At 67.5% G+C, this 19,597-nt stretch carries 17 protein-coding genes; 7 read left to right on the top strand and 10 right to left on the bottom strand.

Translation table 11 applies throughout. The features are described 5' to 3' along the window. Positions 1–13: 13 nt before the first annotated feature. A complete protein-coding gene (locus RT697_RS02855) occupies positions 14–400 on the top strand; it encodes a VOC family protein (protein ID WP_313696900.1) in 387 nt (128 codons plus the stop codon). A gap of 36 nt (positions 401–436) precedes the next feature. Here the strand turns inward: RT697_RS02855 and RT697_RS02850 are convergent, their stop codons facing one another. The 4 genes from RT697_RS02850 to RT697_RS02835 form a co-directional block, all read right to left on the bottom strand. Beyond that, on the bottom strand, positions 437–2,083 hold the full coding sequence (locus tag RT697_RS02850) for a caspase family protein (RefSeq protein ID WP_313696899.1): 1,647 nt from the start codon (positions 2,081–2,083) through the stop codon (positions 437–439). 67 nt (positions 2,084–2,150) lie between these two features. After that, a complete protein-coding gene (locus RT697_RS02845; RefSeq protein WP_313696898.1) occupies positions 2,151–2,831 on the bottom strand; it encodes a hypothetical protein in 681 nt (226 codons plus the stop codon). Next, positions 2,831–3,496 (bottom strand): RNA polymerase sigma factor, encoded by a 666-nt coding sequence (locus RT697_RS02840; protein ID WP_313696897.1) that lies wholly within the window; start codon positions 3,494–3,496, stop codon positions 2,831–2,833. Before RT697_RS02840 ends, RT697_RS02845 begins: the two co-directional genes overlap by 1 nt. Before the next feature lie 49 nt (positions 3,497–3,545). Then, complete coding sequence (locus RT697_RS02835; RefSeq protein WP_313696896.1) at positions 3,546–4,130, bottom strand: hypothetical protein; 585 nt, start codon at positions 4,128–4,130, stop codon at positions 3,546–3,548. Between the two features lie 230 nt (positions 4,131–4,360). On the opposite strand from RT697_RS02835, the gene RT697_RS02830 reads away from it, so the two are divergent. The 4 genes from RT697_RS02830 (at position 4,361) to RT697_RS02815 (ending at position 8,367) form a co-directional block, all read left to right on the top strand. Beyond that, complete coding sequence (locus RT697_RS02830; RefSeq protein ID WP_313696895.1) at positions 4,361–4,819, top strand: hypothetical protein; 459 nt, start codon at positions 4,361–4,363, stop codon at positions 4,817–4,819. Between the two features lie 149 nt (positions 4,820–4,968). Beyond that, positions 4,969–5,874 carry a hypothetical protein gene (locus RT697_RS02825; RefSeq protein ID WP_313696894.1) on the top strand — a complete coding sequence of 302 codons (906 nt, stop codon included), beginning with the start codon at positions 4,969–4,971 and terminating at the stop codon, positions 5,872–5,874. A 2-nt stretch (positions 5,875–5,876) separates the two neighbouring features. Continuing rightward, positions 5,877–7,481, top strand: a complete 1,605-nt coding sequence (locus RT697_RS02820) for a hypothetical protein (RefSeq protein ID WP_313696893.1) — start codon at positions 5,877–5,879, stop codon at positions 7,479–7,481. Then, positions 7,471–8,367: a glycerophosphodiester phosphodiesterase gene (locus RT697_RS02815; protein ID WP_313696892.1), complete on the top strand. Its 897-nt coding sequence runs from the start codon at positions 7,471–7,473 to the stop codon at positions 8,365–8,367. The genes RT697_RS02820 and RT697_RS02815 overlap by 11 nt, the downstream gene beginning before the upstream one ends. Before the next feature lie 2 nt (positions 8,368–8,369). On the opposite strand, the gene RT697_RS02810 is transcribed toward RT697_RS02815, so the two are convergent. From RT697_RS02810 to hisD, 5 genes are all read right to left on the bottom strand, one after another. After that, entirely contained in the window at positions 8,370–9,158 is a 789-nt protein-coding gene (locus RT697_RS02810; protein ID WP_313696891.1) for an aldolase/citrate lyase family protein, read from the bottom strand. Positions 9,159–9,183: 25 nt separating this feature from the next. After that, the gene (locus tag RT697_RS02805) at positions 9,184–10,170 is read right to left on the bottom strand and encodes a tripartite tricarboxylate transporter substrate binding protein (RefSeq protein WP_313696890.1); all 987 of its coding nucleotides are present in this window, start codon (positions 10,168–10,170) and stop codon (positions 9,184–9,186) included. 81 nt (positions 10,171–10,251) lie between these two features. Further along, positions 10,252–11,265 carry a LacI family DNA-binding transcriptional regulator gene (locus RT697_RS02800; RefSeq protein WP_313696889.1) on the bottom strand — a complete coding sequence of 338 codons (1,014 nt, stop codon included), beginning with the start codon at positions 11,263–11,265 and terminating at the stop codon, positions 10,252–10,254. After that, positions 11,262–12,029, bottom strand: coding sequence for an SDR family oxidoreductase (locus RT697_RS02795; protein ID WP_313696888.1), 768 nt, complete (start codon positions 12,027–12,029; stop codon positions 11,262–11,264). The genes RT697_RS02800 and RT697_RS02795 overlap by 4 nt, the downstream gene beginning before the upstream one ends. Next, positions 12,026–13,345, bottom strand: a complete 1,320-nt coding sequence (gene hisD, locus RT697_RS02790) for a histidinol dehydrogenase (protein WP_313696887.1) — start codon at positions 13,343–13,345, stop codon at positions 12,026–12,028. The genes RT697_RS02795 and hisD overlap by 4 nt, the downstream gene beginning before the upstream one ends. Positions 13,346–13,582: 237 nt before the next feature. On the opposite strand from hisD, the gene RT697_RS02785 reads away from it, so the two are divergent. After that, positions 13,583–14,764: an MFS transporter gene (locus RT697_RS02785; RefSeq protein ID WP_313696886.1), complete on the top strand. Its 1,182-nt coding sequence runs from the start codon at positions 13,583–13,585 to the stop codon at positions 14,762–14,764. Positions 14,765–14,845: 81 nt separating this feature from the next. On the opposite strand, the gene RT697_RS02780 is transcribed toward RT697_RS02785, so the two are convergent. Further along, positions 14,846–16,480, bottom strand: a complete 1,635-nt coding sequence (locus RT697_RS02780; protein WP_313696885.1) for a thiamine pyrophosphate-binding protein — start codon at positions 16,478–16,480, stop codon at positions 14,846–14,848. 295 nt (positions 16,481–16,775) lie between these two features. Between RT697_RS02780 and RT697_RS02775 the strand changes: the two genes are divergently transcribed. Beyond that, complete coding sequence (locus RT697_RS02775; protein ID WP_313696884.1) at positions 16,776–19,529, top strand: autotransporter outer membrane beta-barrel domain-containing protein; 2,754 nt, start codon at positions 16,776–16,778, stop codon at positions 19,527–19,529. Positions 19,530–19,597: the final 68 nt, after the last annotated feature.

The following is a 19,597-nucleotide window of genomic DNA, read 5'->3' as shown; positions in this document are numbered from 1 at the left end:
CAAGGAGCAGCGTATGTTGGACCACATCGAGATTCACGTCAGCGACTTCGAGCGCAGCCGGGCGTTCTACCTGAGCGCGCTTGCGGCGGTAGGTTATGTGCCGCGCAAGGCGCTGGCGACGGGCATGGGCTTTGGCATCGGCGAGCCCGATGACGCGGGCGATCCGGGCGGCGAGTTCTGGATTCACCAGGGCACGCCCAGCACGCCGCGCGTGCATGTGGCGTTCCGCGCGCGCAGCCGTGACGAAGTCGACGCCTTTCACCGCGCGGCGTTGGCGGCCGGCGGCCGCGACAACGGCGCGCCGGGGTTACGCCCGAAATATCATCCGAACTACTACGGCGCCTTCATCCTGGATCCCGACGGCTACAACGTCGAGGCCGTGTACCACCGGCCTGCCTGACGCGCACGACACGCCTTGTGCGCGCCGCCGCGGGACTCAAGGCTGGCCGGGCGGGCGCACGCCCAGCGCGCGCATCCACGGGTTGTCCGGCAGGCCCTGAATGGGCGCCATGCCGGGCATGGGGAAACCGACAGGATTGAGCGCGGCGTCTTGCAGCACCTTGGCCCATTCGCGCGGGTCGATCGGCTCGCCCATGCGTGCGCGCACGTCCAGCAGGTCCATCGCCGCGCGCCGGTGTCCGGCCTCGGCCGCGTCGCGGAACAGGCGTTCGGCCACGGCGTAGTTCTTGGGCACGCCCCGGCCCATGCCGGTCAGCTCGCCCAGATAGGTTTGCGCGGGCGCGAAGCCCTGATCTGCGGCGCGCTGATACCAGCGGGCGGCCACGGCGTAGTTCTGTTGCACGTGCTCGCCGTTTTCGGCAATGAGGCCCAAGGTGGTCATGGCGACCACGTCGCCTGCTTTGGCGCGCGCCTGCAAGGACGCCAGCCGGGGCTCGTCCACGTACTGCGCGCCCCGCTCGATCTCGTATTCCCAGGCGCTCATGCGGGCCTTGATCAGATCGCGGCCCAGCGTGGGCGACGGGCCTCGGCCCTGGGCCGTCTGGCCGCCGGATGCCCCCGGCGTCGCGGGCGTCTGGCCATCCGCCAGCGTGGTGAACGTGACGGTGCCGACCAGGCTGCTGGCGTAGTGCGGAATCTGCCGGTAGGCGGTGGCCACCTGCACGTCGGCGGTCAATTGCTTGAAGAAGGTCTCCACCGGCGCGGTTCCGGGCAGCGCGCGCAGCCCTTGCGCGAAGTAGTAGGCGTAGGGGCTGTGGCGGGGGCCGTCGTTGCCGAAGCCATCTTCGGCGGTGGCCCCCGGCTGCGTGGAGAAGGCGATGAGTTCGCCGCCCGCCGGCACGGCATGCACGAGGCCCGCGCCGGGCGTGCCCCGGGTCAGGTTGGTGCGGCAGGCGTCCAGCACCATCAGGCGGGCGCGCACGTTTGCGCGACGTAGCGCCTGCGACACGCGCTTGAGGCTCAGCGAGCTTTGCTGCGCCGAGCGGATGCGCACTTCACCCAGCGGCAGGGGCAGGTCCACGCCAAACAGATAGTTCACGTCGTCCACCGCGACGGCGTGTCCGGCGAAGTACATCAGCGCCAGGTCTCCGCCTTCGGCGCGAAGGGCAAAGTCGTCGACGGCGGCTTCCATCTGCGCCGTGGTCAGGTTCGTGAGCAAGGTCACGTCGACCTGACGCTGACGCAGTGAGTCAGCGATGAGGCGGGCGTCGTTGACCGGGTTGACCAGCACGTTCGCGGGAACGGCGTAGTGCGCGTTGCCGATCACGAGCGCGTAGCGGCGCTTGGCGGGTGTGGGTTGGGATTTGGCTTCGGGGTCGGCCTGGAGTTCGGTTTTGGCGTCCGATGCGGTCTTGGGATCCGACGCATTGGCGGAGGGACCGTCGTCCGGCGCGGGCGCGGGCGTGGTCGGCTGGGGTGTTGGCGCGCCAGAGCGGGCCGGCGCCTCGTCCATCATGTTCCGGTTGTTCAGCCCTCGGGCATTGGCGCCCGCCGCGAACACGGCGCCAGCGTGCCCGCCGCAAAGCCCCGCGCCGATCAGCGCGGCCAGTAGGCGGCGCCGCATGAGGGGTTGCGGCCGCGCGTCCGGCATGCTGGCGCCGGCTGGTTCTTTGATGGGCTTCATAGGGAACTCGTGGTCTGACTTTTGATTGGGCTTTGCGGTGGACGTTATTCCGAGCTTGCGCCGGGCCTCAAGGTTTCGGACACGCGCCAGCCGGCGCATCCGTGGCCGACAGCGCGCCCAGCGCCGTCGCGGCATCGCGCAGCGACGACTCACGCGCGGCGGCCAGGACGTATCGCCCGTCCGTATCGGGACCGTCGACGATGGACACCGCGTACTGGGACAAGGTATTGCGCAACTGCCGCGCCGTCAGAGCATCGGGAAGATCCACCACCAGCCGCGGACAAGAAGCGCCGCCGCGCGTCAGGACGTCGTCAGACATGACGCCCCCGGGTCCTTCCACCGGCGCCTGCTGCACCACCACGACGGACAGCATGATCGCCAGCGCCCAGCCCAGCGGCATCAACGGGCTGGCGGGCGTGGGCCACAGCCACTGCCACAAGCGCCGCACGCGCGACCCCGGCGCGGGCGAAGACACCGGCGCACGCGCAGACGCAGGCGCACGCGCCGGTTCGTCAGCAGACGCATGCGCAGCCTCCACACGCTGCGCCAACGCACGCAAGAACGCTGCATCGCGCTCGCCCTGCCCGATCTCGTTATGCGCCAGCTGGCGCGCCTCGGCCAGATTGCGCCACGCTTCCAGCTCCTCCCGCAATGTGGGATCGCGCGCGAGCTCGGCCTCGAAGGCCCGACGGGCATCGGCGTCCAGCTCGCCGGACAGATAGGACAGCACGCGGTCTTCAGCCATCATCAGTCCATCCCCTTGCGGGTGCATTCAGTCACCAGCTTGCGCGCGGCGTGCAGGCGGCTCTTCACGGTGGGCACGTGCAGGTCCTGCTGCCGGGCGATCTGTTCCATCGGCATGTCGTCCAGATACAGGAACATGGTGGCTTTCAGCGTGTCGCTGAGTTTGTTGAGGCAGTCGCGCATGCGCTTGACGACCGACAGGTGCTCATACGCGTGCGCGGGGTCGGCAAAGGGAGAGGCATCCGCCACATCCCGTACGTCGTCAAACGCCGCGCCGTCCCCATCGCCGCCATCTTCGGCACCGGCCCACTGCACCTCGTTCCGCGTGCGGCGATGAAACTGGATCAGCTCGTGCAGCGATCCGCGGTACAGGTAGCCGCCCAGCTTGCTGACCGCCAGCTCATGCGCCGTCCACCCGCCCTCGGGCTGGCCGTGCAACAGGACCTCGTCCTTGAAACTGCGCGTCTGCAGAAACTTCATGAGCGCGTTGTTGAACGCGTCCACCACGCCTTCGGGAGGCGTATTGAAGAACTTTCTGCGCAGTTTCAGCGTGATGTGCTGCTCGGCCTTGTTCCGAAACGCCAGCGCGTAGCGCGGGTCGGCGTGCATGATGCGCAGCAGCGCGTCGACGTTGTCGATGACGTAGCGCTTGGATTCGAGCGTGTTCATGGTTCAGGATCTTGGGGCTGCGGCACCTTAGCTGCGCAGGGGCGGAAAATCAAGCGCGGCGGCGCAACGCGGCGACCCCGCGGACAGTGAAGGCCAGCGCGATGGCGACGGACAGATAGAAGCCGAATCCGAACGACAGGCCGCTCCACAGGTTGGACGCCATGTCGCCCGCCAGGCTGCGGCCGGCGCGCGAATTGCCCATGAAGCCCGCAAACTGGCGCGTCGCATTCATGAACTCCTGCACCTGCGAGACCACGCCCGCCAACGCAATGATCCACAACGCCAGCGGCGCGAAGTAGCCCAGGCGCGCCGCGCGATGGTCCAGCAGCGAAGGCAGCAGCGGCCCCACGACGGCCAGCAGCCACAACACGGCATAGAAGCCCGCGCCGGTCCCCTGCCCTGCGATCGCGCCCTGCACGCTGCCGCCGTTCTGCAAGCGCAAAAGGTCATAGAAGCTCAGGCTGGCGCCCGATCCCATCATGCGCACGGAGACCACGGCAAAGAGCGTGGTGCCCAGAAGAAACAGCAACGCGCCCGCCGCGTCGCCCCGGTTGACGCGCTGCACCGCAATGGCCGCCCAGCGGGCCGCGTGGGTCTTGGCCTGCGTCAATACGTCTTGTGCTTTGTCCTGCATGGTGTTTCCTTTTTTGCGTGAGGCGGATGCCGGTCTGGATGCCGGTACTGATCGCTACGCGCCGCGGCGCAAAAGGTTCGATTTTTTTTTCGCCCTTTTTTCGGCCAATTGATTTGCCGGGTTCGGTTTATCCTTCGACGCTAAATTTTTCGAACCTTTTTCAAGACGGCGCGTAGCAAGGGTCATGGGCTCGTCTTTTTTCTCACTTACCACCAACGGAGCGTTGAATCATGTCCACCCCCACCCCGCTGTCCGCCCTGTACCAGACCGTGGTGCAAGAAGAACTGGGCCTTGTCGCCAGCTTTGACGAGCAAGGCGACGTGGTCTTCAAGCATCCCGACATGGGCATCATGTACTTCAGCCTGAGCGATTCGGACCCGGAATTCCTGCGCCTCGTCTATCCCGCCTTCGTGCAGGCAGACGAACTGAACCTGACGCGCGGCCAGTTCCTTGAAGTCATCAACGTCGTGAACAACCGCTGCAAGGCCATCAAGCTGACGCTGCCGCAAGAGGACGCCGATCGCCCCGCGCGCGTATCGGCCTCGGTCGAAAGCTTCGTGGCCGCGCCCGACACCCTGCCCGACATCGCCCTGCTGCGCGCCACCGTGGCCCGCTACGTGGCCGCCATTCGCAACGGTGTGCACGATCTGGTGAAACTGTCGATGGAACTGAAGCAGTCCGCCAACTGAGGCGCCAAACCCGCGCCGGTTTGCGCCCCCACACGGCTCGACGCGCCCGGCGCAATTGAAACAAGTCTGGTCCTGCGCTGTAACTTTGCGATACATTGCAGGGCTTTGACGAAAAAGGCGCCCGTGCGGCGCCTGGTTTTCCGCCTCCCATGATGTCATTGCGCCTGCACGTATCCCGTTCGTTGATCCTTCGCCTTGCGGCCAGCTTCCTGCTGCTGGCGGGCTTGTCCGCCTGCGCCGTCAAGACCAATTCGCGGGGCAACCTCGTGTACGGCGTGGACACCGCCGCCCTGTTCGGCACCGAGATCGGCCAGTTCCCGCTGCAGGATGGCGGACTGGGCACCCTGCGCCGCGAAGGCAAGAACTTCTCGGTGAAGCTGTCGGGCAACCAGCGCGTGGTGCCCTTGAACAACGTCGAGGCCGCGCGCATCGCCCGCACCGAGAACATCGGCCCGCGCACCGTGGTCGTCATCGAGACCCAGCGCCGCAATTGCGATTACCGCTATACCGTGCTGGCCATCCAGGGCTCCGACGTGTTGTCGTGGGACGTGGGCAATTGCCGCGACCGGCCGGTCGTGCTGGTCCAGGATGACCGCAGCGCCCTGACTTTCGACTTCCCCAAGGGCTCGGCGATCGAGCGCTTTGTCTACACGCAGGACGGCCGGATGCGCCGCGGCAACGTGAAGAGCGTCGCGGGCTTGAATCCGCGCGCCAAGCCGTTTGCCGACGAGTCGCTGTATCCGCCCGGGTACATGGATTCGATCCGGCTGCACGGCGTCTATCCGCCGCCCGCCGCGCCGGCGGCTCGATCGGGCAAGGCGGCAAGGCCTGCCGGCGGCGGCCGCCGCGCGGCCCCCAATACCCCCGCAGCGGTTCAGACGCAGACGGCCGGCAGTGATTCGTCCGCGGGCCGCGTCGTGCCGCCGCCCCCGCAACGCGTATCCACGGGCGACGCGCCCGCAGCGCCACGCTCGGGCGCGGCATCGCGCGTGCCGGCCAAACTGGACCTGCCCGAAGAGGAAATCACGTCGACCCGTCTGGACCTTAGGGATTGACCGTGCGCCAAGCCCAGATTCGCCAGATCCTGTTCCTGATCGTCCTGACGGTCATCTACCTTAGCTTTGAACTAGGCTTTAACGCCCGGCTGCTCGATGTCGTGGGCAGCCGCGCCACGCCGCACGATATCGAGGAACTGGAGTTCTTCGGCCGCACCCTGTCCGGCATTGCCGCCGCGCTGGTGGTGCTGCAACTGATGCTGACCCGGCGGCTTGCCACCGGCGGCCGGCCGTCGTACCTGAAGATTGCCGTGGCCTGCGCCGTGACCGCGCTGCTCGTCTTCAGCGCCATCAAGATGATGGTGAACGTGCTGGTCGACTCGCGCGACGGCGAATTCCGCCGCATTGCCACCAACGCCGGCCTGCTGCAACGCTCGCTGGTGCAGGGCGACCTGCATCTGGACGGGCTGGTGGACGACGGCGTCTACGCGCGGCCCGAGGGCAAGGCGTTCCTGGCGGTGTTCCAGGTGCTGCTGTCCAACATCGACAATCTCGACGAAAAGGTCGAACCCAAGAAGCGCCAGGTCATCCGCACCGACCTGCAGCGCCAGATGAAGACCTTCACCTTCGATGACCGCGAAGTCCGCATGACGTCTCCGGGCATCCGCGGCTATCACCAGGTCTACACCAGCGTGATGCAGTCCGTGGCCGAGCGCTGGAAGAAATATGCCGGCGTGCCGGTCCCGTCGGATATCGGCCTGGCGCGCGAGCAGGATCGCGCGTGGGGCGACTACCGCCGCAACCTGTCGCGCCGCGGCTGGACGCCCGAGAGCGTGCCGGCCCGCTACCAGGGCCGCGTGGTGCAGGACGTGCGCAAGCGCATTCCCGTGCCGTCCGGCTGGCAACCGCACGATCGCGCCACCTTCAATGAGGCGGTCGCGCAGCAATACTGGCGGACCATGCGCAGCCGCACCGTGCATGTCGAAGGCGACGCCATCCCGCCCGGCCTGTCGTACGAGGATTTCGTGGCGCGCCCCGGCGTGCAGAAGCTGCTGCGCCAGACCTTGATGGTGCCGGCCACCATGAACGTCGCGCCCAACTACACCGACGCCGCCGGCTTCAAGCGGCTGTACGACGGCATGCTGGACCGGGCCGTGGACGAAGCCATGCCGCGCTTTTCCGCCAGCAGCGCTGACTTCACGCGCGGCGGCCAGCATCAGAAGCTGGGCGAGGACGCCGCGCGGGCGGCGATCGTGCCGCCGGTTGCGCTGCTGTTTTCGCTGCTGGGCGCGGTGGGCCACTTTGGCAAGCTGCTTTACCTGATCGTCAAACTTGTCGTCTGGCTGCGCACGCCGGCCGGCCAGCAGCCGGGGCGCACCGCCACGCGCGCGGCGGGTCTGGCGCTGGTGCTGACGCTGGCCTGCGTCTGGACGGCGTTCTCGTTCATGCAGAACGGCGTGACGCAAAGCCAACTCTTCCAGCAGATGTCGCGCGTGGAAGGCGGCCGCGACGACGAATCCATCGGCCAGGCGCTGCGGCGCCGCGTGCTGGCCAACGTGGCGCACGTGATTGTCGTGGGCCAGGCCTACACCTACCCCTTCAACGAAGCCGTGCGCACGACGGTGCTGGGCGGCTTCAGGTTCGGATACCACGGCGATGCGGGCTAGCCGTCTGATTGCCGCACTGCTGGCCGCCGCGTTGCCGTGGTCCGGCGCCGGCGCCGCGTGCCTGGGCATGCAGGTGCACGCGCATCGCGGCGCGCCCGCGCTGCCCGAAAATTCCCTGGCCTCGATTCGCGCGGCCTATGCCGGCGCGTGGGATGGCGTTGAAATCGACATGCAGCGCCTGAAGGACGGCACCTGGGTGCTGCACCACGACCTGCTGACCGGCAGGACGGTAAGCGGCGTCGGGCGCAAGGCCGTGCTGCAACTGTCCAGCGACCAATGGCGCGACGCCAAGTTGACGGGAGCGGGTGGCGGCGCGCCCCCGCCTTTCCTGACTGACGCGCTGCGCGTCGCCGCCGCGCGGCCCGCCAAGACCTTCAATGCGGAACTGAAGGTCGTCTACCGCGACTGCGCGCCGGTATCCAAGCTGGTCGCCGGCATGAAGGCTGCCCTGCCGCACGGCAACTGGATGATCACGTCCGCCTTCCCCGAGGCGCTGCGCTGCGTGCGCGGCACCGACCGGCAGGGATACCTGGGCCTGATCGTGTTCGACCCGCGCCATGCGGAGTCGTTAGGAGCGAACCCGCTGGGCAAGTACGTATCGCAGCGCGCCACCGCCCCCAAGCTGACGCGCCAGTGGCTGGCCAATCTGTCCGCCACCGTAGGCGCGCCCGTGGGCGTGCACGTGGACGCCTTGACGCTGTCCGCCAACCCGCAACTGCTGCGCGACGCCGCCGCGCAATCCGTGCGCGTCTTCGTGTACGCGGTGGGCGGCGATGCGGCGCTGGCGCAGCAGTTGCGCGCCACGAAACAGCGCGAGGGTTATCTGCCGTCCGGCGTCATCATCGACGGCGATGCGCAGGCGTTCTGCCGGGCGGTGGGCGGATAGCGTCAATAGGCGGGCGGCTTCGCCTCGCGTCCGGCCGAGGCAGCCTGCGCCAGCGCGCGGGTGATGATGCTGGTCGACACGTTGGCAAAATAGCGCGCGCCCATGGCGCCGTACTTCTCCTCGTCCTGCGGCGTCAGCGCGATGATGCCCGAGCACTTACCCGCCCCGGCGATCGCGCGCAGCCCGGACTCGATGGCGCGTTGCACGGGGTCGGCATTCCAGTCGCTGCCGTGGCCCATCGCGTGCGCCAGATCGTTGGGCCCGATGAACACTGCATCCACGCCGTCCACCGCCGCAATCTCGCCCGCCGCCGCAATGGCCTCGGGCGTTTCGATCATCGCGATGAAGCCGATGCCGTCATTGCTGCGCTGCGTGTGACCGGCGCCGCCGAATGCCCCGTAACCCGCCGCGCGCGTGCTGAAGGCGCTGCCGCGGCGGCCCACCGGCGGATAGTGGATCATGCCGGCCAGGCGCCGTGCCTGCTCGGCGCTTTCCACCATGGGCACCTGCACGGCGCTTGCGCCCATGTCCAGGATGCGCGGCAAGTCCTGCTCGAAGCAGCGCACGATCGGCACGATGCCCGCGGCCCGTGCGGCACGCAGCATGTGCTCGGTCATGCCGAAATCGGCGCTGCCGTGCTCGTTGTCCAGAATGATGAAATCGAAGCCGGCATACGCGCACATCTCGACGATGGCCGGGCTAGGCAAGCCGTTGAACAGGCCACGCAGCGGCTTGCCACTGCGCAGCATGTCCGGCAGGCGGCCGTCCAGCGGGAAGCGGGGATCGGTCATGCAAGTCTCCTTTGTCGGGGCGGGGTCAGTCGGCCTGGATGCCGGCGTCCTTGATCACCTTGCCCCATTTTTCGATTTCGCTGCGTTGGAACTTCGAGAATTCCGCCGAACCGCGGCCGTCGGGCGCCACGCCCAACGTCAGCAGCTTGGCGCGCACGTCGGGGGTATTGACGATGGCCGCGATCTCGCGTCCCAGCCGCTCCACCACCGGCGCGGGCGTGCCTGCCGGCGCGAAGATGCCCTGCCAAGACTGCATCGCAAAGCCCGGCAAGCCCAGTTCGGCCAGCGGCTTGACCCCCGGCAGATCCGCCAGCGGCGCTGCCGACGTGACGCCCAGCACCTTGACCCGCTTGGCATCGATCATCGGACGCGCGGCCGCCACGGTCTCGAACACCATGTCGATCTGTCCGCCGATCAAATCCACCATCGACTGCGATCCACCCTTGTAAACGATCTGGCGCAACCGCGTGTCCGAAATCGATTGAAAGAGCTGACCCGACAGATGCTGCGACGTGCCCGCGCCGGCTGTGCCGTAGGTCAGGCCGTCCGGGTCGGCGCGCGCGGCGTCGATCACCTGCTGCACCGTATCGAAGCGGCTGTCGGCGCGCACCACCAGCGCGTTGCTGACCATGCCCACCAAGCCGACCGGCGTAAAGTCCTTGACGGGGTCATAGCCCAGCGACTTGATGAAGAACGGGTTGACGGCATGCGTGGTGATGGTGCCGCCCACGATGGTGTAGCCATCGGGCTCGGCGCGCGCCACCTGCTGCGTGCCTACGATGCCAGACACGCCCGGCTTGTTCTCGACGATGACCGATTGCCCAAGACGAGCGCTCAATTGCTCGGCCATCAACCGTGCCACGCCGTCGGACACGCCGCCCGGCGAGAACGGCACGATGTAGCGGATGTTCTTGGTCGGCCAGGCGGGCGCGCCGCCTTGGGCGTGGGCCATGCCGGCGGTCAGCCCGATGGCCGCGACGGCCGTCAGGGTGCGTACAAAAATGCTGCGCATGCGTTTGTCTCCTGGTGTCAATGAGCGCGGTCTGTGCGCGCTTTTTTTGGGTAGTGCCGGAAAAAAGGGTAAAGGGTGTTGTCAGGCCTGCCCCCGGACCGTTGCGCGTTCAACCAGGCTGCAGGGAATGACGATGTCGCGCGGCCGCAGCTCGGCCTGCATCTGTTCGCGCAGCAGGGCGACGGTGGCGTCCACCATGGGTTCGACCTGCTGGCGCACGGTAGTCAGGCGATACGCGCCCCACGCGGCCTGCGGCACGTCGTCAAAGCCCACGACGGCCACGTCCTCGGGCACGCGCAGGCCCAGTTCTTGACGCAGCACGTCCAGCGCCGCAATCGCCATGTGATCGTTGCCGGCGAACAGCGCGTCCGGCGGATCGGCGGCAAACATTTGGCGCACGGCGGCCTGCGCCAGATCGAAGTCGTAGTGGCCCACTTCGCGGCAGGCGACGTCGTGGCCGAGTTCCCGCAAGGCGTCGCGGTAGCCGCGTTCGCGTTCGATGCTGGTGGAAGAATCCTCCAGCCCCGCCAGATAGCCAAAGCGCCGGTAGCCGCGTGCCGCCAGCAGGCGCGCCACCAGTTGGCCGCCCGCATAGTTGTCGGACGTGACCGAGCTGCTGGCGTGACGCGCCAGGCCGCCCAGAATGGACACCCGATTGAACTGCACCACCGGCACGCCAACTTCCGCGCAACTGCGCGCCACGTTGGACGACAGCATGGCGGACGCCATGACGATGCCGTCAACCTGGTATTGCAGGATCTCGGCCAACACGCCGTCTGCCGCCTCGTCCACCTCGGCGATGAACATCAGCACGTGGTAGCCCTCTTTCTGCAGCTTCTGCGACAGCCGCTCGATCACCAGCGGGTAGAACTGGTTTTCCAGATAGCTCATCACCAGCGCCACGATGCGGCTGCGGCGGGTGATCAGGCTGCGCGCCAGCGCGTTGGGCCGATAGCCCAGCTTCTGCGCGGCCGCCAGCACCTTGCGCCGCGTCTCTTCCGACACGCTGGCGCCCGGGGTGAACGTGCGGCTGACGGCGGACTGCGAGACCTGCGCCAGATCCGCCACGTCCTGCGCGCGAGGCGCGGTCCTCATGCCGCGGTCCATCCCGCATCCAGCATCAGCGCGCTGCCCGTCATCAGGCTGGATGCGTCGCTGGCCAGGAACACGATCGCGCCCATCACCTCGTCCAGGCGGCCGACGCGGCCCAGCGCGTTGCGTGCGCAGACCCAGTCCCGAAACCCGGGCTGCTCCAGCATGCCCGCCGTCATGGGCGTTTCGATGAAGGTCGGGCACACGGTGTTCACGCGGATGTTGGCGGCACCCAATTCCCATGCCAATGCGCGCGTCATGCCTTCCAGCGCGTGCTTGCTGGCGCAATACAGCGTGCGCCGCGGACTGCCCACGTGCCCCATCTGCGACGAGACATTCACGATGGATCCTGCTCGGCCTTCCTTGAGCAGGCGGCGCGCCACGGCCCGGCTGGTGTAGAAGGCCGCCTTCACGTTCAGGTCCAGCACCGCGTCGATGTCCTCGTCGGACTGCTCGACCAGCGGCTTGGGACGATTCATGCCCGCATTGTTGACCAGGACATCGAAGGGCTCGGCGCGCGCGACCGCCTGGTCCACGGCCGCGGAATCCGTCACGTCCAGCACCAGCGGCGCACAGCCGATGCCCTCAGTGCGCAAGGCTTCGCACACTTGTGCCAGCTCCGGCTCGCGCCGGGCCGCCACCGTCACATGCGCGCCCGCGCGCCCCAGCGCGGCGGCCGCCGCCAGCCCGATGCCGCCGCTGCCGCCCGTCACCAGGGCGCGGCGTCCGTCCAGGCGGAAGTCCGGTCCTTTGGGCAGCGCAATCATGCCTGGGCCTCCACCGGCTGATACCACGGCAGATCGGGGCGATTGCCATAGCGGCGCACGCGGATGTTGGCCTGCTCGCCGTGGCCCGCAAAATTTTCCATGTGGCACAGACGCGAGCAATACTCGCCCATCGCCGCGCTGGCCTCGTCCGTCAGCACCCGTTGATAGGTGCAGGTCTTGAGAAACTTGCCCACCCACAGGCCGCCGGTGTAGCGTGCGTTGCGGTTCGTCGGCAGCGTGTGGTTGGTGCCGATCACTTTGTCACCAAAGCTGACGTTGGTGCGCGGTCCCAGGAACAGCGCGCCGTAGTTCGTCATCCGGTTCAGGAAGTAATCGGGATCACGCGTCATGACCTGCACGTGCTCGAACGCCAGGTCATCGGCCACCTGCAGCATTTCCTCGTCGCTATCGCAGACGATGACCTCGCCGCAATCGGCCCAGGCCTTGGCCGCGATGCCGGCCGTCGGCAGGATCGCCAACTGGCGCTCGACTTCGGCCAGCGTGTCGCGGGCCAGTTGTTCGCTGGTGGTCAGCAGCACGGCGGGGGACGTGGGGCCGTGTTCCGCCTGACCCAGCAGATCGACGGCGCACAGCTCGCCATCCACGCTGTCGTCGGCGATCACCAGCGTCTCGGTGGGTCCTGCAAACAGGTCGATGCCCACGCGGCCATACAACTGCCGCTTCGCTTCGGCCACGAACATATTGCCCGGGCCGACCAGCATGTCCACCGGCGCCACGCTGGGCGTGCCCACCGCCATCGCCACCACGGCCTGCACGCCGCCCAGCACCAGGATCTCGTCGGCGCCCGCCATGTCCATCGCGGTCACGATGGCCGGATGCGGCTTGCCCTGATACGGCGGCGCCGTGGACACGATGCGCTTCACGCCCGCCACCTTGGCGGTCAGGACGCTCATGTGCGCCGAGGCCAGCAGCGGATACTTGCCGCCCGGGATGTAGCAGCCCACCGCATTCATCGGCACGTGCTTGTGGCCCAGGACCACGCCGGGATAGGTTTCCACTTCGACGTCGCGCATCGAGTCGCGCTGGATTTGCGCAAAGTTGCGGACCTGGCTCTGGGCAAACGCGATGTCCTCGATCTCGCGCGCCGACAACTGCTTGCGCGCCGCCTCGATCTCGGCGCGCGACAGGCGGAAGTCCGCCGGGTCCCAGTTGTCGAACTTGCGGCTGTAATCGCGCACGGCGTCGTCGCCACGGGTTTCGATGTCGCGAATGATGTCTTCGACGGTGGCGCGCACCTTGGCGTCGTCGTCGGTCTTGACGGCGGCGGTCCGGCCGCGCTTCAGATAACGGATCATGGTCTCAGGTCCTGCAAGCGTTGAAAGTTCATCGATGGAGGGCACTTTCAAAGCCTTGCATACGTATGCAAATAGGGAGAAACCCGGAGAAACGTCGGCGTTGTTCAGGTGACCGGAGTGCCGCGATTGGCCAAGTGGGCTGTCAGGCTGCTGACAGCCGGGCGCGAAAGGCTTTCGATACACTCTCGGAATCCCGCATCGATGACCGCGGCGCAGTCCCGCGCTCACGCCCCCCTCATGTCGCATCCCGAATCTTTCAATCTGAAGCAGATCGCCGTGCCGGCGTTCGGCCCGTCGCTGCTTTACGGCATCAGCAACGGCGCCATCCTTCCCGTGATCGCGCTCACCGCGCGGGAACAAGGCGCGTCATTCGCGGCCGCCGGCCTCATCGCCGCCCTCATCGGCGTCGGCTCGCTGCTCTCCAACATTCCGTCCGCGCTGATCACAGAACGCTTCGGCGAGAAACGCGCGATGGCCGGCGCCGCGCTGTTGAGCGTCGCTGGTCTGGTGCTGGTGATCGGCGTGCCGCATCTCTGGGTGCTGGCGCTGGCCATGCTGATGCAGGGCTGCGCGCAATCGGTGTTCCAGCTGGCGCGCCAAAGCTACATGATCGAGGTCGTGCCGCTGACGTACCGCGCGCGCGCCCTGTCCACGCTGGGCGGCACGACGCGGATCGGCACCTTCATCGGCCCCTTCGCGGGCGCGGCGCTGATTCACTTCATGGGGCTGGACGGCGCGTACTGGATTGCGGTCTGCGCCATGCTCGGCGCGGGCTTCATCGCCATCAAGGCGCCCGACATCGAGCCCTCGCACGCCAAGGCAGCCGGCGCGCCGCGTGCACGCATCGGCGAAGTCGCGCGCGACCATCGCAGCGTGTACGCCACGCTGGGTGTCGGCGTGATGCTGATCAGCGCGCTGCGGGCATCGCGCCAGGTGGTGATTCCGCTGTGGGCTGACCACCTTGGGCTGGACGCCACCACCACGTCGCTTGTCTACGGACTGGTCGCGGCGGTCGACATGTCGGTGTTCTATCCCGCCGGCAAGGTCATGGACCAGCGCGGCCGGCTGTGGGTGGCGCTGCCGTGCACGCTGCTGATGGGCTTGAGCCTGATGGCGATTCCGCTGACAGGCGGCGTGACGAGCTTCATCCTGGTGTCGCTGCTGCTGGGCTTTGGCAACGGCATCGGGTCGGGGATCGTCATGACGCTGGGCGCGGACGCCGCGCCCCCCGGTGCCCGCACGCAGTTTCTGGGTATCTGGCGGTTTATGGCCGATCTGGGTGCGAGCGGCGGGCCGGTGGCGTTGTCGGCGCTGACGGCGTTGTTGTCGTTGGGTGGGGCGTCGTTTGGCGTGGGGACGTTGGGGCTGGTGGCGGCGGGCGTGTTCTGGCGGTGGCTGCCGCGGCGGGCGTCGGCGTAGCGCCCGCCTGCCCGGCAAAACCTGCAGGATCGCCGGGCACCGCGCGCGCGGGATGATCGCGGACGCTGACCAGCAACCTGCTCAATGTCCGCTTGTTGACGCCGTCGATGCCGCGTTGAAAACCGGGGCGGCCTCGCCTGCCAGAGCTACGTTGATGCAGGCTGGCCGGCCGCTTTCGGCGGCCGCTTTCAACGCGTAGGCCAGACCATCCTCGTCGTGTGCCGCAAAACCCGCGCCGCCCAGCGCAGACGCCACGTCGTGATAGCGCGCCGTCGGTGAAAGCTCGCAGCCAATCAGCCGCTGCGGACCATAGGTGCGCACTTGAATCAAGTGTTCGGCGTTCCAGCGCAGATCATTGCCGATCACCGCGATGACCGCCGCACCTTCGCGCACGGCCGTATCCAGCTCCATCAAGTGAAAGCCGGCGGTGCCGTCGCCCATCATGGCGACGACCATGGATTCAGGCCGCGCGATCTTCGCAGCGATGGCGTAGCAGACGCCTGCCCCGATCGCGCCGGACATGCCGTTGATGATGCGTACCGGCGCCTGGCAGAACGCCTGCGCCCACTGACCGAACTCGCCGCCATCGCAGATCAATATCGGATCGGGTGCGGACGCCAGGAATGCCTGCACGGTCTCGCACAGCGCGCGCGGACCCAAAGCGCCTTCTGCTGGAGCAGACGACGTCTTCACCGTCCGGCTTTGCAGCGCTTCATCGACCTGATCGCGCCACGAAAGACGTTCGGCTGGAGCTTGCGCCACCCGTATCGACGCAAGCGCTGCAACGGGATCAGCCTGGAACGCCAACACCAGACGCTCGCCGAGAAGACGGCCCGCGCGTTCCAGCATCGCAGGGTCCGGATCGATCACCGCGACGCGTGCGTCATCGCCAAGCGCACCCGTGCCGCCGAATCCCAGCGTGAAGTCAAGGCACTTTCCCGCCAGCACGATCAGATCGGCGCCAGGCATGATGCCGGCCAACGCGCCCAGCGAAGGATCCTTCAGCCCGCGCGGGCTTTCCATCGGAATGATGCGCACGCCGAGCGCAGCTTCCGCGGCCGCGCGGGCGGACCGACTGTGCGACCGCGCGCTCGTCGGTCCCGCCAATACCAGCGGGCGGCGAGCCGCATTCAACAGTTCAGCCAGTAGGTCCAGCTTCGCCGCATCCAGCACGGCAGCCGGCTGGTCTGCTGGCGCCTCGGGCAGATCCGCGATGCCGGTTTCGGCCGTCAGCAGATCAAACGGAAGCGCCAGGTGGACAGGGCCCCGCCGAGGCGCAAGCGCCTGCGTCATGGCGTCTTCAAGCGCGGAGCAAAGCTCTGCCGCGGACTGCGGACGCACCGACAACTTGGTCAACGGCCGCGTGATGGCAACCTGGTCCAGCTCCTGAAACGCGCCAGCGCCATCTTCCGACACCGAGGAGTCGCCCGAGATCACCAGCACCGGGCTTTCCGCCTGCGAGGCCGAGTACAGCGGCGCGAGTCCATTGGTCAGGCCGGGCGCCGCCGTGACCATCGCCACGCCAAGCTCGCCGGTGATCTGCGACCACGCATCGGCCATGAAGACGGCGGCCGCTTCATGCCGCACGTGAACGATGCGAATGCCGGCGTCAATGCACGCATCGTAAAGCGGCATGATCTGATTGCCGGACAGGCTGAAGATGGTGGTGACGCCCCGCCGACGCAGCGAGCGAATGATCAATTCAGAACCAAGCACGTTTGTCTCCTTTGTGTTTTGGAGTTATGCCGACAACGATCGTCAAAACGCCGGAAGGGCCAGAATGCGGTAGCCGACGGACATGGTCGTCACGAAGGTCAAGGTGGTGACAAGCATAACTACCGCGCGGCAAAGATAGAAGCCAACGCAAGGCGTTAGCGACAGCAGGATGATGCCTCCAACCACGCACCGCCCGTCACCGGCGCCAAATGAGCCGTGCTTAAGATCGCGCCGCAAAGTGCCGTAATCGCCCAGAGAGGCGATAACCGCTACCAATACAAGGTGGAGACATGTCATGGCAAAAGGGGACTTCCGTTTCCTGCCCTATGCCCGCGCGCTAGCCGGCCTGCTTTGCACGTTGAACTGCGTAACGACCGTGCGCGCGCAGAGCGTGTCGGGCACGGGCGACATCGCGCCCTTGCCCGTGCTATCTCCCACCTGGCTCGTCGGCGGCGACCTGGTCGTCGGCGAGTCGTCCCCGGGCGTCCTGAATATCGACAACGGCGGCAGGGTAGTCAATGACTGGGCCTACATCGGCAATTCCCTCGGTGGGTTAGGCACGATCAGCGTCTCCGGCAAGGATGGCGCCGGAAACGCATCCACCTGGATCACCGCAGGCGAAACAAGCATCGGCACGCAGCTGGGCAGCACTGGCGTCATGACGATCCTGAACGGCGGCGTCGCCTCAGGCGACTGGGCCGTCATCGGCTCGGACGCTGGCAGCCTGGGCACCGTCACCGTAGAAGGCGCGGGCTCGACCTGGACGCTTGCCGCCCCCAACGCCTTCCGCGTGGGGTCCGACGGCCGCGGCACGTTGATCGTCCGGGATGGGGCAGCCGTCCACAGCGGCCAGGCGCTCATCGGCCAGTACAGCGGCGGCAACGGCTCCGTCTCGGTGACGGGACGCAATTCGCTGTGGGATCCCTTCAACAACATCTACGTCGGCTTCGAAGGCACGGGCGATCTCATCGTCAGCGACGGCGCATCGGTCAGTACCGAGGGGTCCAGCGCACCGGGCGCCGCAGCGATGCTTTACATCGGGTACCGGGCGGGCAGCACCGGCACAGTCACCGTGTCCAGCGCAACCGCCGACACCGCCACCATCCGCGTGACCGACGGCGTCGAAGTGGGCAACAGCGGGACCGGCACGCTCACCATCGCCAAGGGCGGTCTCGTGCGGGCCAACAGCGACACATCGATCGCGATCGACAGCGGCGCCACCGGCACCCTGAACCTGCGGGGCGATGCAACCGGCCGCGGCGTCCTGGAAACGGGCTCGGTCATCAAGGGCGACGGCGGCGTCACCCTGAACCTCGATGGCGGCATCCTGCGCGCCCTGCGCAACACCTCCGATTTTCTGGTGGGTTTCAACGCGCAGGTCGTGGGCAGCGAAGGCGCCTGGTTCGACACCAACACGTACGACGTCGGCGTCAATTCTGCCTTCTCGGGAACGTCCAGCCTCAACAAGCTGGGCGCGGGCATCCTGACGCTCACCGCCGCCAGCACCGCGTTCTCCGGCAGCACGCAGGTACAGGCCGGCACGCTGCAGGTTGACGGCGTGTTGGGCGGCCCGGTGCAGATCGACATGGGCGCGCGGCTGACCGGCACCGGCCGCGTCGGCGCCACCGTCAATCGCGGCACGATCGCGCCGGGTCCGCGCACGGGCTTCGGCACGCTGACGATAGCCGGCGACTACGCCGCGTCCGGCGGGAACCTGGAAATCCGCACGCGGCTTGGCGACGACAGCTCGCCCACCGACAGGCTGGTGATCACCGGCGCAACGTCCGGCGCCACACCGGTCCAGGTCACCAACGCCGGCGGCTCGGGCGCCACAACGCAGCGCGGCATCCAGGTCGTACAGGTGAACGGACTGTCGGCGGGGCAGTTTCAACTGTCCAATCCCGATTACGTCATCGGCGGCCAGCCGGCCATCGTCGCCGGCGCCTACGGCTACGTCCTGCAGAAGGAATCGTCGGACGGCAACTGGTACCTGCGGTCCTCGCTCAAGGACGTGACCGTTCCCGGACCGGGCATCGACCCATCACCGGGCGTGCCCACGGCGCCTCCCGGCGGCGGTGGAGCAAGTCCTGACGGTCCCCTGCTCTATCAGCCCGGTGTCCCGGTCTACGAGGCCTATGCCAACACGCTGCTGCTTTTGAGCCAGCCGTCCACGCTGCGCCAGCGCGTCGGCAACCGCCAGTACGACCCCGCCGACGCGCGCCGCGACGGCGCCTGGGTGCGGCTGGAAGGCTCGGGCGGCCAGTTCAAGCCTTCCGCCTCCACAACACTCGAGCGGCTGAATATCGACGGCTGGAAAGCCGAGTTCGGCATCGACCGCGACCTTTACGCTGGGCAAAGCGACTCGCGCCTGGTCGCCGGGCTGGCGATGCACTACGGCTCGGCCAACACCCGTGCCTCCTCGTCTTTCGGCAACGGCAGCATCGGCACCACGTCCTATGGCCTGGCCACGACGCTGACGTGGTACGGCAAGGACGGCGCGTACGTCGACGCCCAGGCGCAGGCTAACCTGTTCGACAGCGACCTGCGCTCGCACCTGGCGGGCAAACTGCAAGAGGGCCAGAAGGCGCAGGGATATGTCTTCAGTGTCGAAGGGGGCAAGGCCTTCGCGCTGGACGACGGCTTCGCGCTGGTCCCGCAGGCCCAGCTGAGCTACGTGACGGCCCGCTTCGGCAGCTTTGACGACACGTTCGGCGCACGCATCGACAACAACCGGACCACCAGCCTGCTGGGACGTGTCGGCCTGGCGTTGGACTACAGGCAATCCTGGCAGGACGCGCGCGGGCGGCGTCAGCAGGCCAACTATTACGGCATCGTCAACGTCAAGCACGAATTCCTGGACGGCAGCCGCATGCACGTGGCGGACGTGCCGGTGGACAGCCGCATGCGGCGCACCTGGACCGGCATCGGCCTTGGCGTGAATCACCGGCACGACGAGCGCTACGACTTTTATGGTGAAGTGGCCGCCGACACCGATTTCGCCGGCAGCTACGCGCTATCCGCGACGGCGGGCATCCGGATCGCGTTCTAGGCCGGCGGCGTCTGTTGCGCGCACGCCGCGCACACGCGCTTCCCGCGATCCAATTAATAGTATTTCTT

The organism is Achromobacter sp. (assembly GCF_032113835.1).
Taxonomy (GTDB): Bacteria; Pseudomonadota; Gammaproteobacteria; order Burkholderiales; family Burkholderiaceae_B; genus Achromobacter.
The sequence above is the reverse complement of the archived record's forward strand: the minus strand, read 5'-3'. Positions and strand labels throughout refer to the sequence as shown.

Bases quoted from the DNA above. Each gene is read 5' to 3' on its own strand.
- RT697_RS02855 (WP_313696900.1), top strand. From the start codon at position 14: ATGTTGGACCACATCGAGATTCACGTCAGCGACTTCGAGCGCAGCCGG.
- RT697_RS02850 (WP_313696899.1), bottom strand. From the start codon at position 2,083: ATGAAGCCCATCAAAGAACCAGCCGGCGCCAGCATGCCGGACGCGCGG.
- RT697_RS02845 (WP_313696898.1), bottom strand. From the start codon at position 2,831: ATGATGGCTGAAGACCGCGTGCTGTCCTATCTGTCCGGCGAGCTGGAC.
- RT697_RS02840 (WP_313696897.1), bottom strand. From the start codon at position 3,496: ATGAACACGCTCGAATCCAAGCGCTACGTCATCGACAACGTCGACGCG.
- RT697_RS02835 (WP_313696896.1), bottom strand. From the start codon at position 4,130: ATGCAGGACAAAGCACAAGACGTATTGACGCAGGCCAAGACCCACGCG.
- RT697_RS02830 (WP_313696895.1), top strand. From the start codon at position 4,361: ATGTCCACCCCCACCCCGCTGTCCGCCCTGTACCAGACCGTGGTGCAA.
- RT697_RS02825 (WP_313696894.1), top strand. From the start codon at position 4,969: ATGATGTCATTGCGCCTGCACGTATCCCGTTCGTTGATCCTTCGCCTT.
- RT697_RS02815 (WP_313696892.1), top strand. From the start codon at position 7,471: ATGCGGGCTAGCCGTCTGATTGCCGCACTGCTGGCCGCCGCGTTGCCG.
- RT697_RS02810 (WP_313696891.1), bottom strand. From the start codon at position 9,158: ATGACCGATCCCCGCTTCCCGCTGGACGGCCGCCTGCCGGACATGCTG.
- RT697_RS02805 (WP_313696890.1), bottom strand. From the start codon at position 10,170: ATGCGCAGCATTTTTGTACGCACCCTGACGGCCGTCGCGGCCATCGGG.
- RT697_RS02800 (WP_313696889.1), bottom strand. From the start codon at position 11,265: ATGAGGACCGCGCCTCGCGCGCAGGACGTGGCGGATCTGGCGCAGGTC.
- RT697_RS02795 (WP_313696888.1), bottom strand. From the start codon at position 12,029: ATGATTGCGCTGCCCAAAGGACCGGACTTCCGCCTGGACGGACGCCGC.
- hisD (WP_313696887.1), bottom strand. From the start codon at position 13,345: ATGATCCGTTATCTGAAGCGCGGCCGGACCGCCGCCGTCAAGACCGAC.
- RT697_RS02785 (WP_313696886.1), top strand. From the start codon at position 13,583: ATGTCGCATCCCGAATCTTTCAATCTGAAGCAGATCGCCGTGCCGGCG.
- RT697_RS02775 (WP_313696884.1), top strand. From the start codon at position 16,776: ATGGCAAAAGGGGACTTCCGTTTCCTGCCCTATGCCCGCGCGCTAGCC.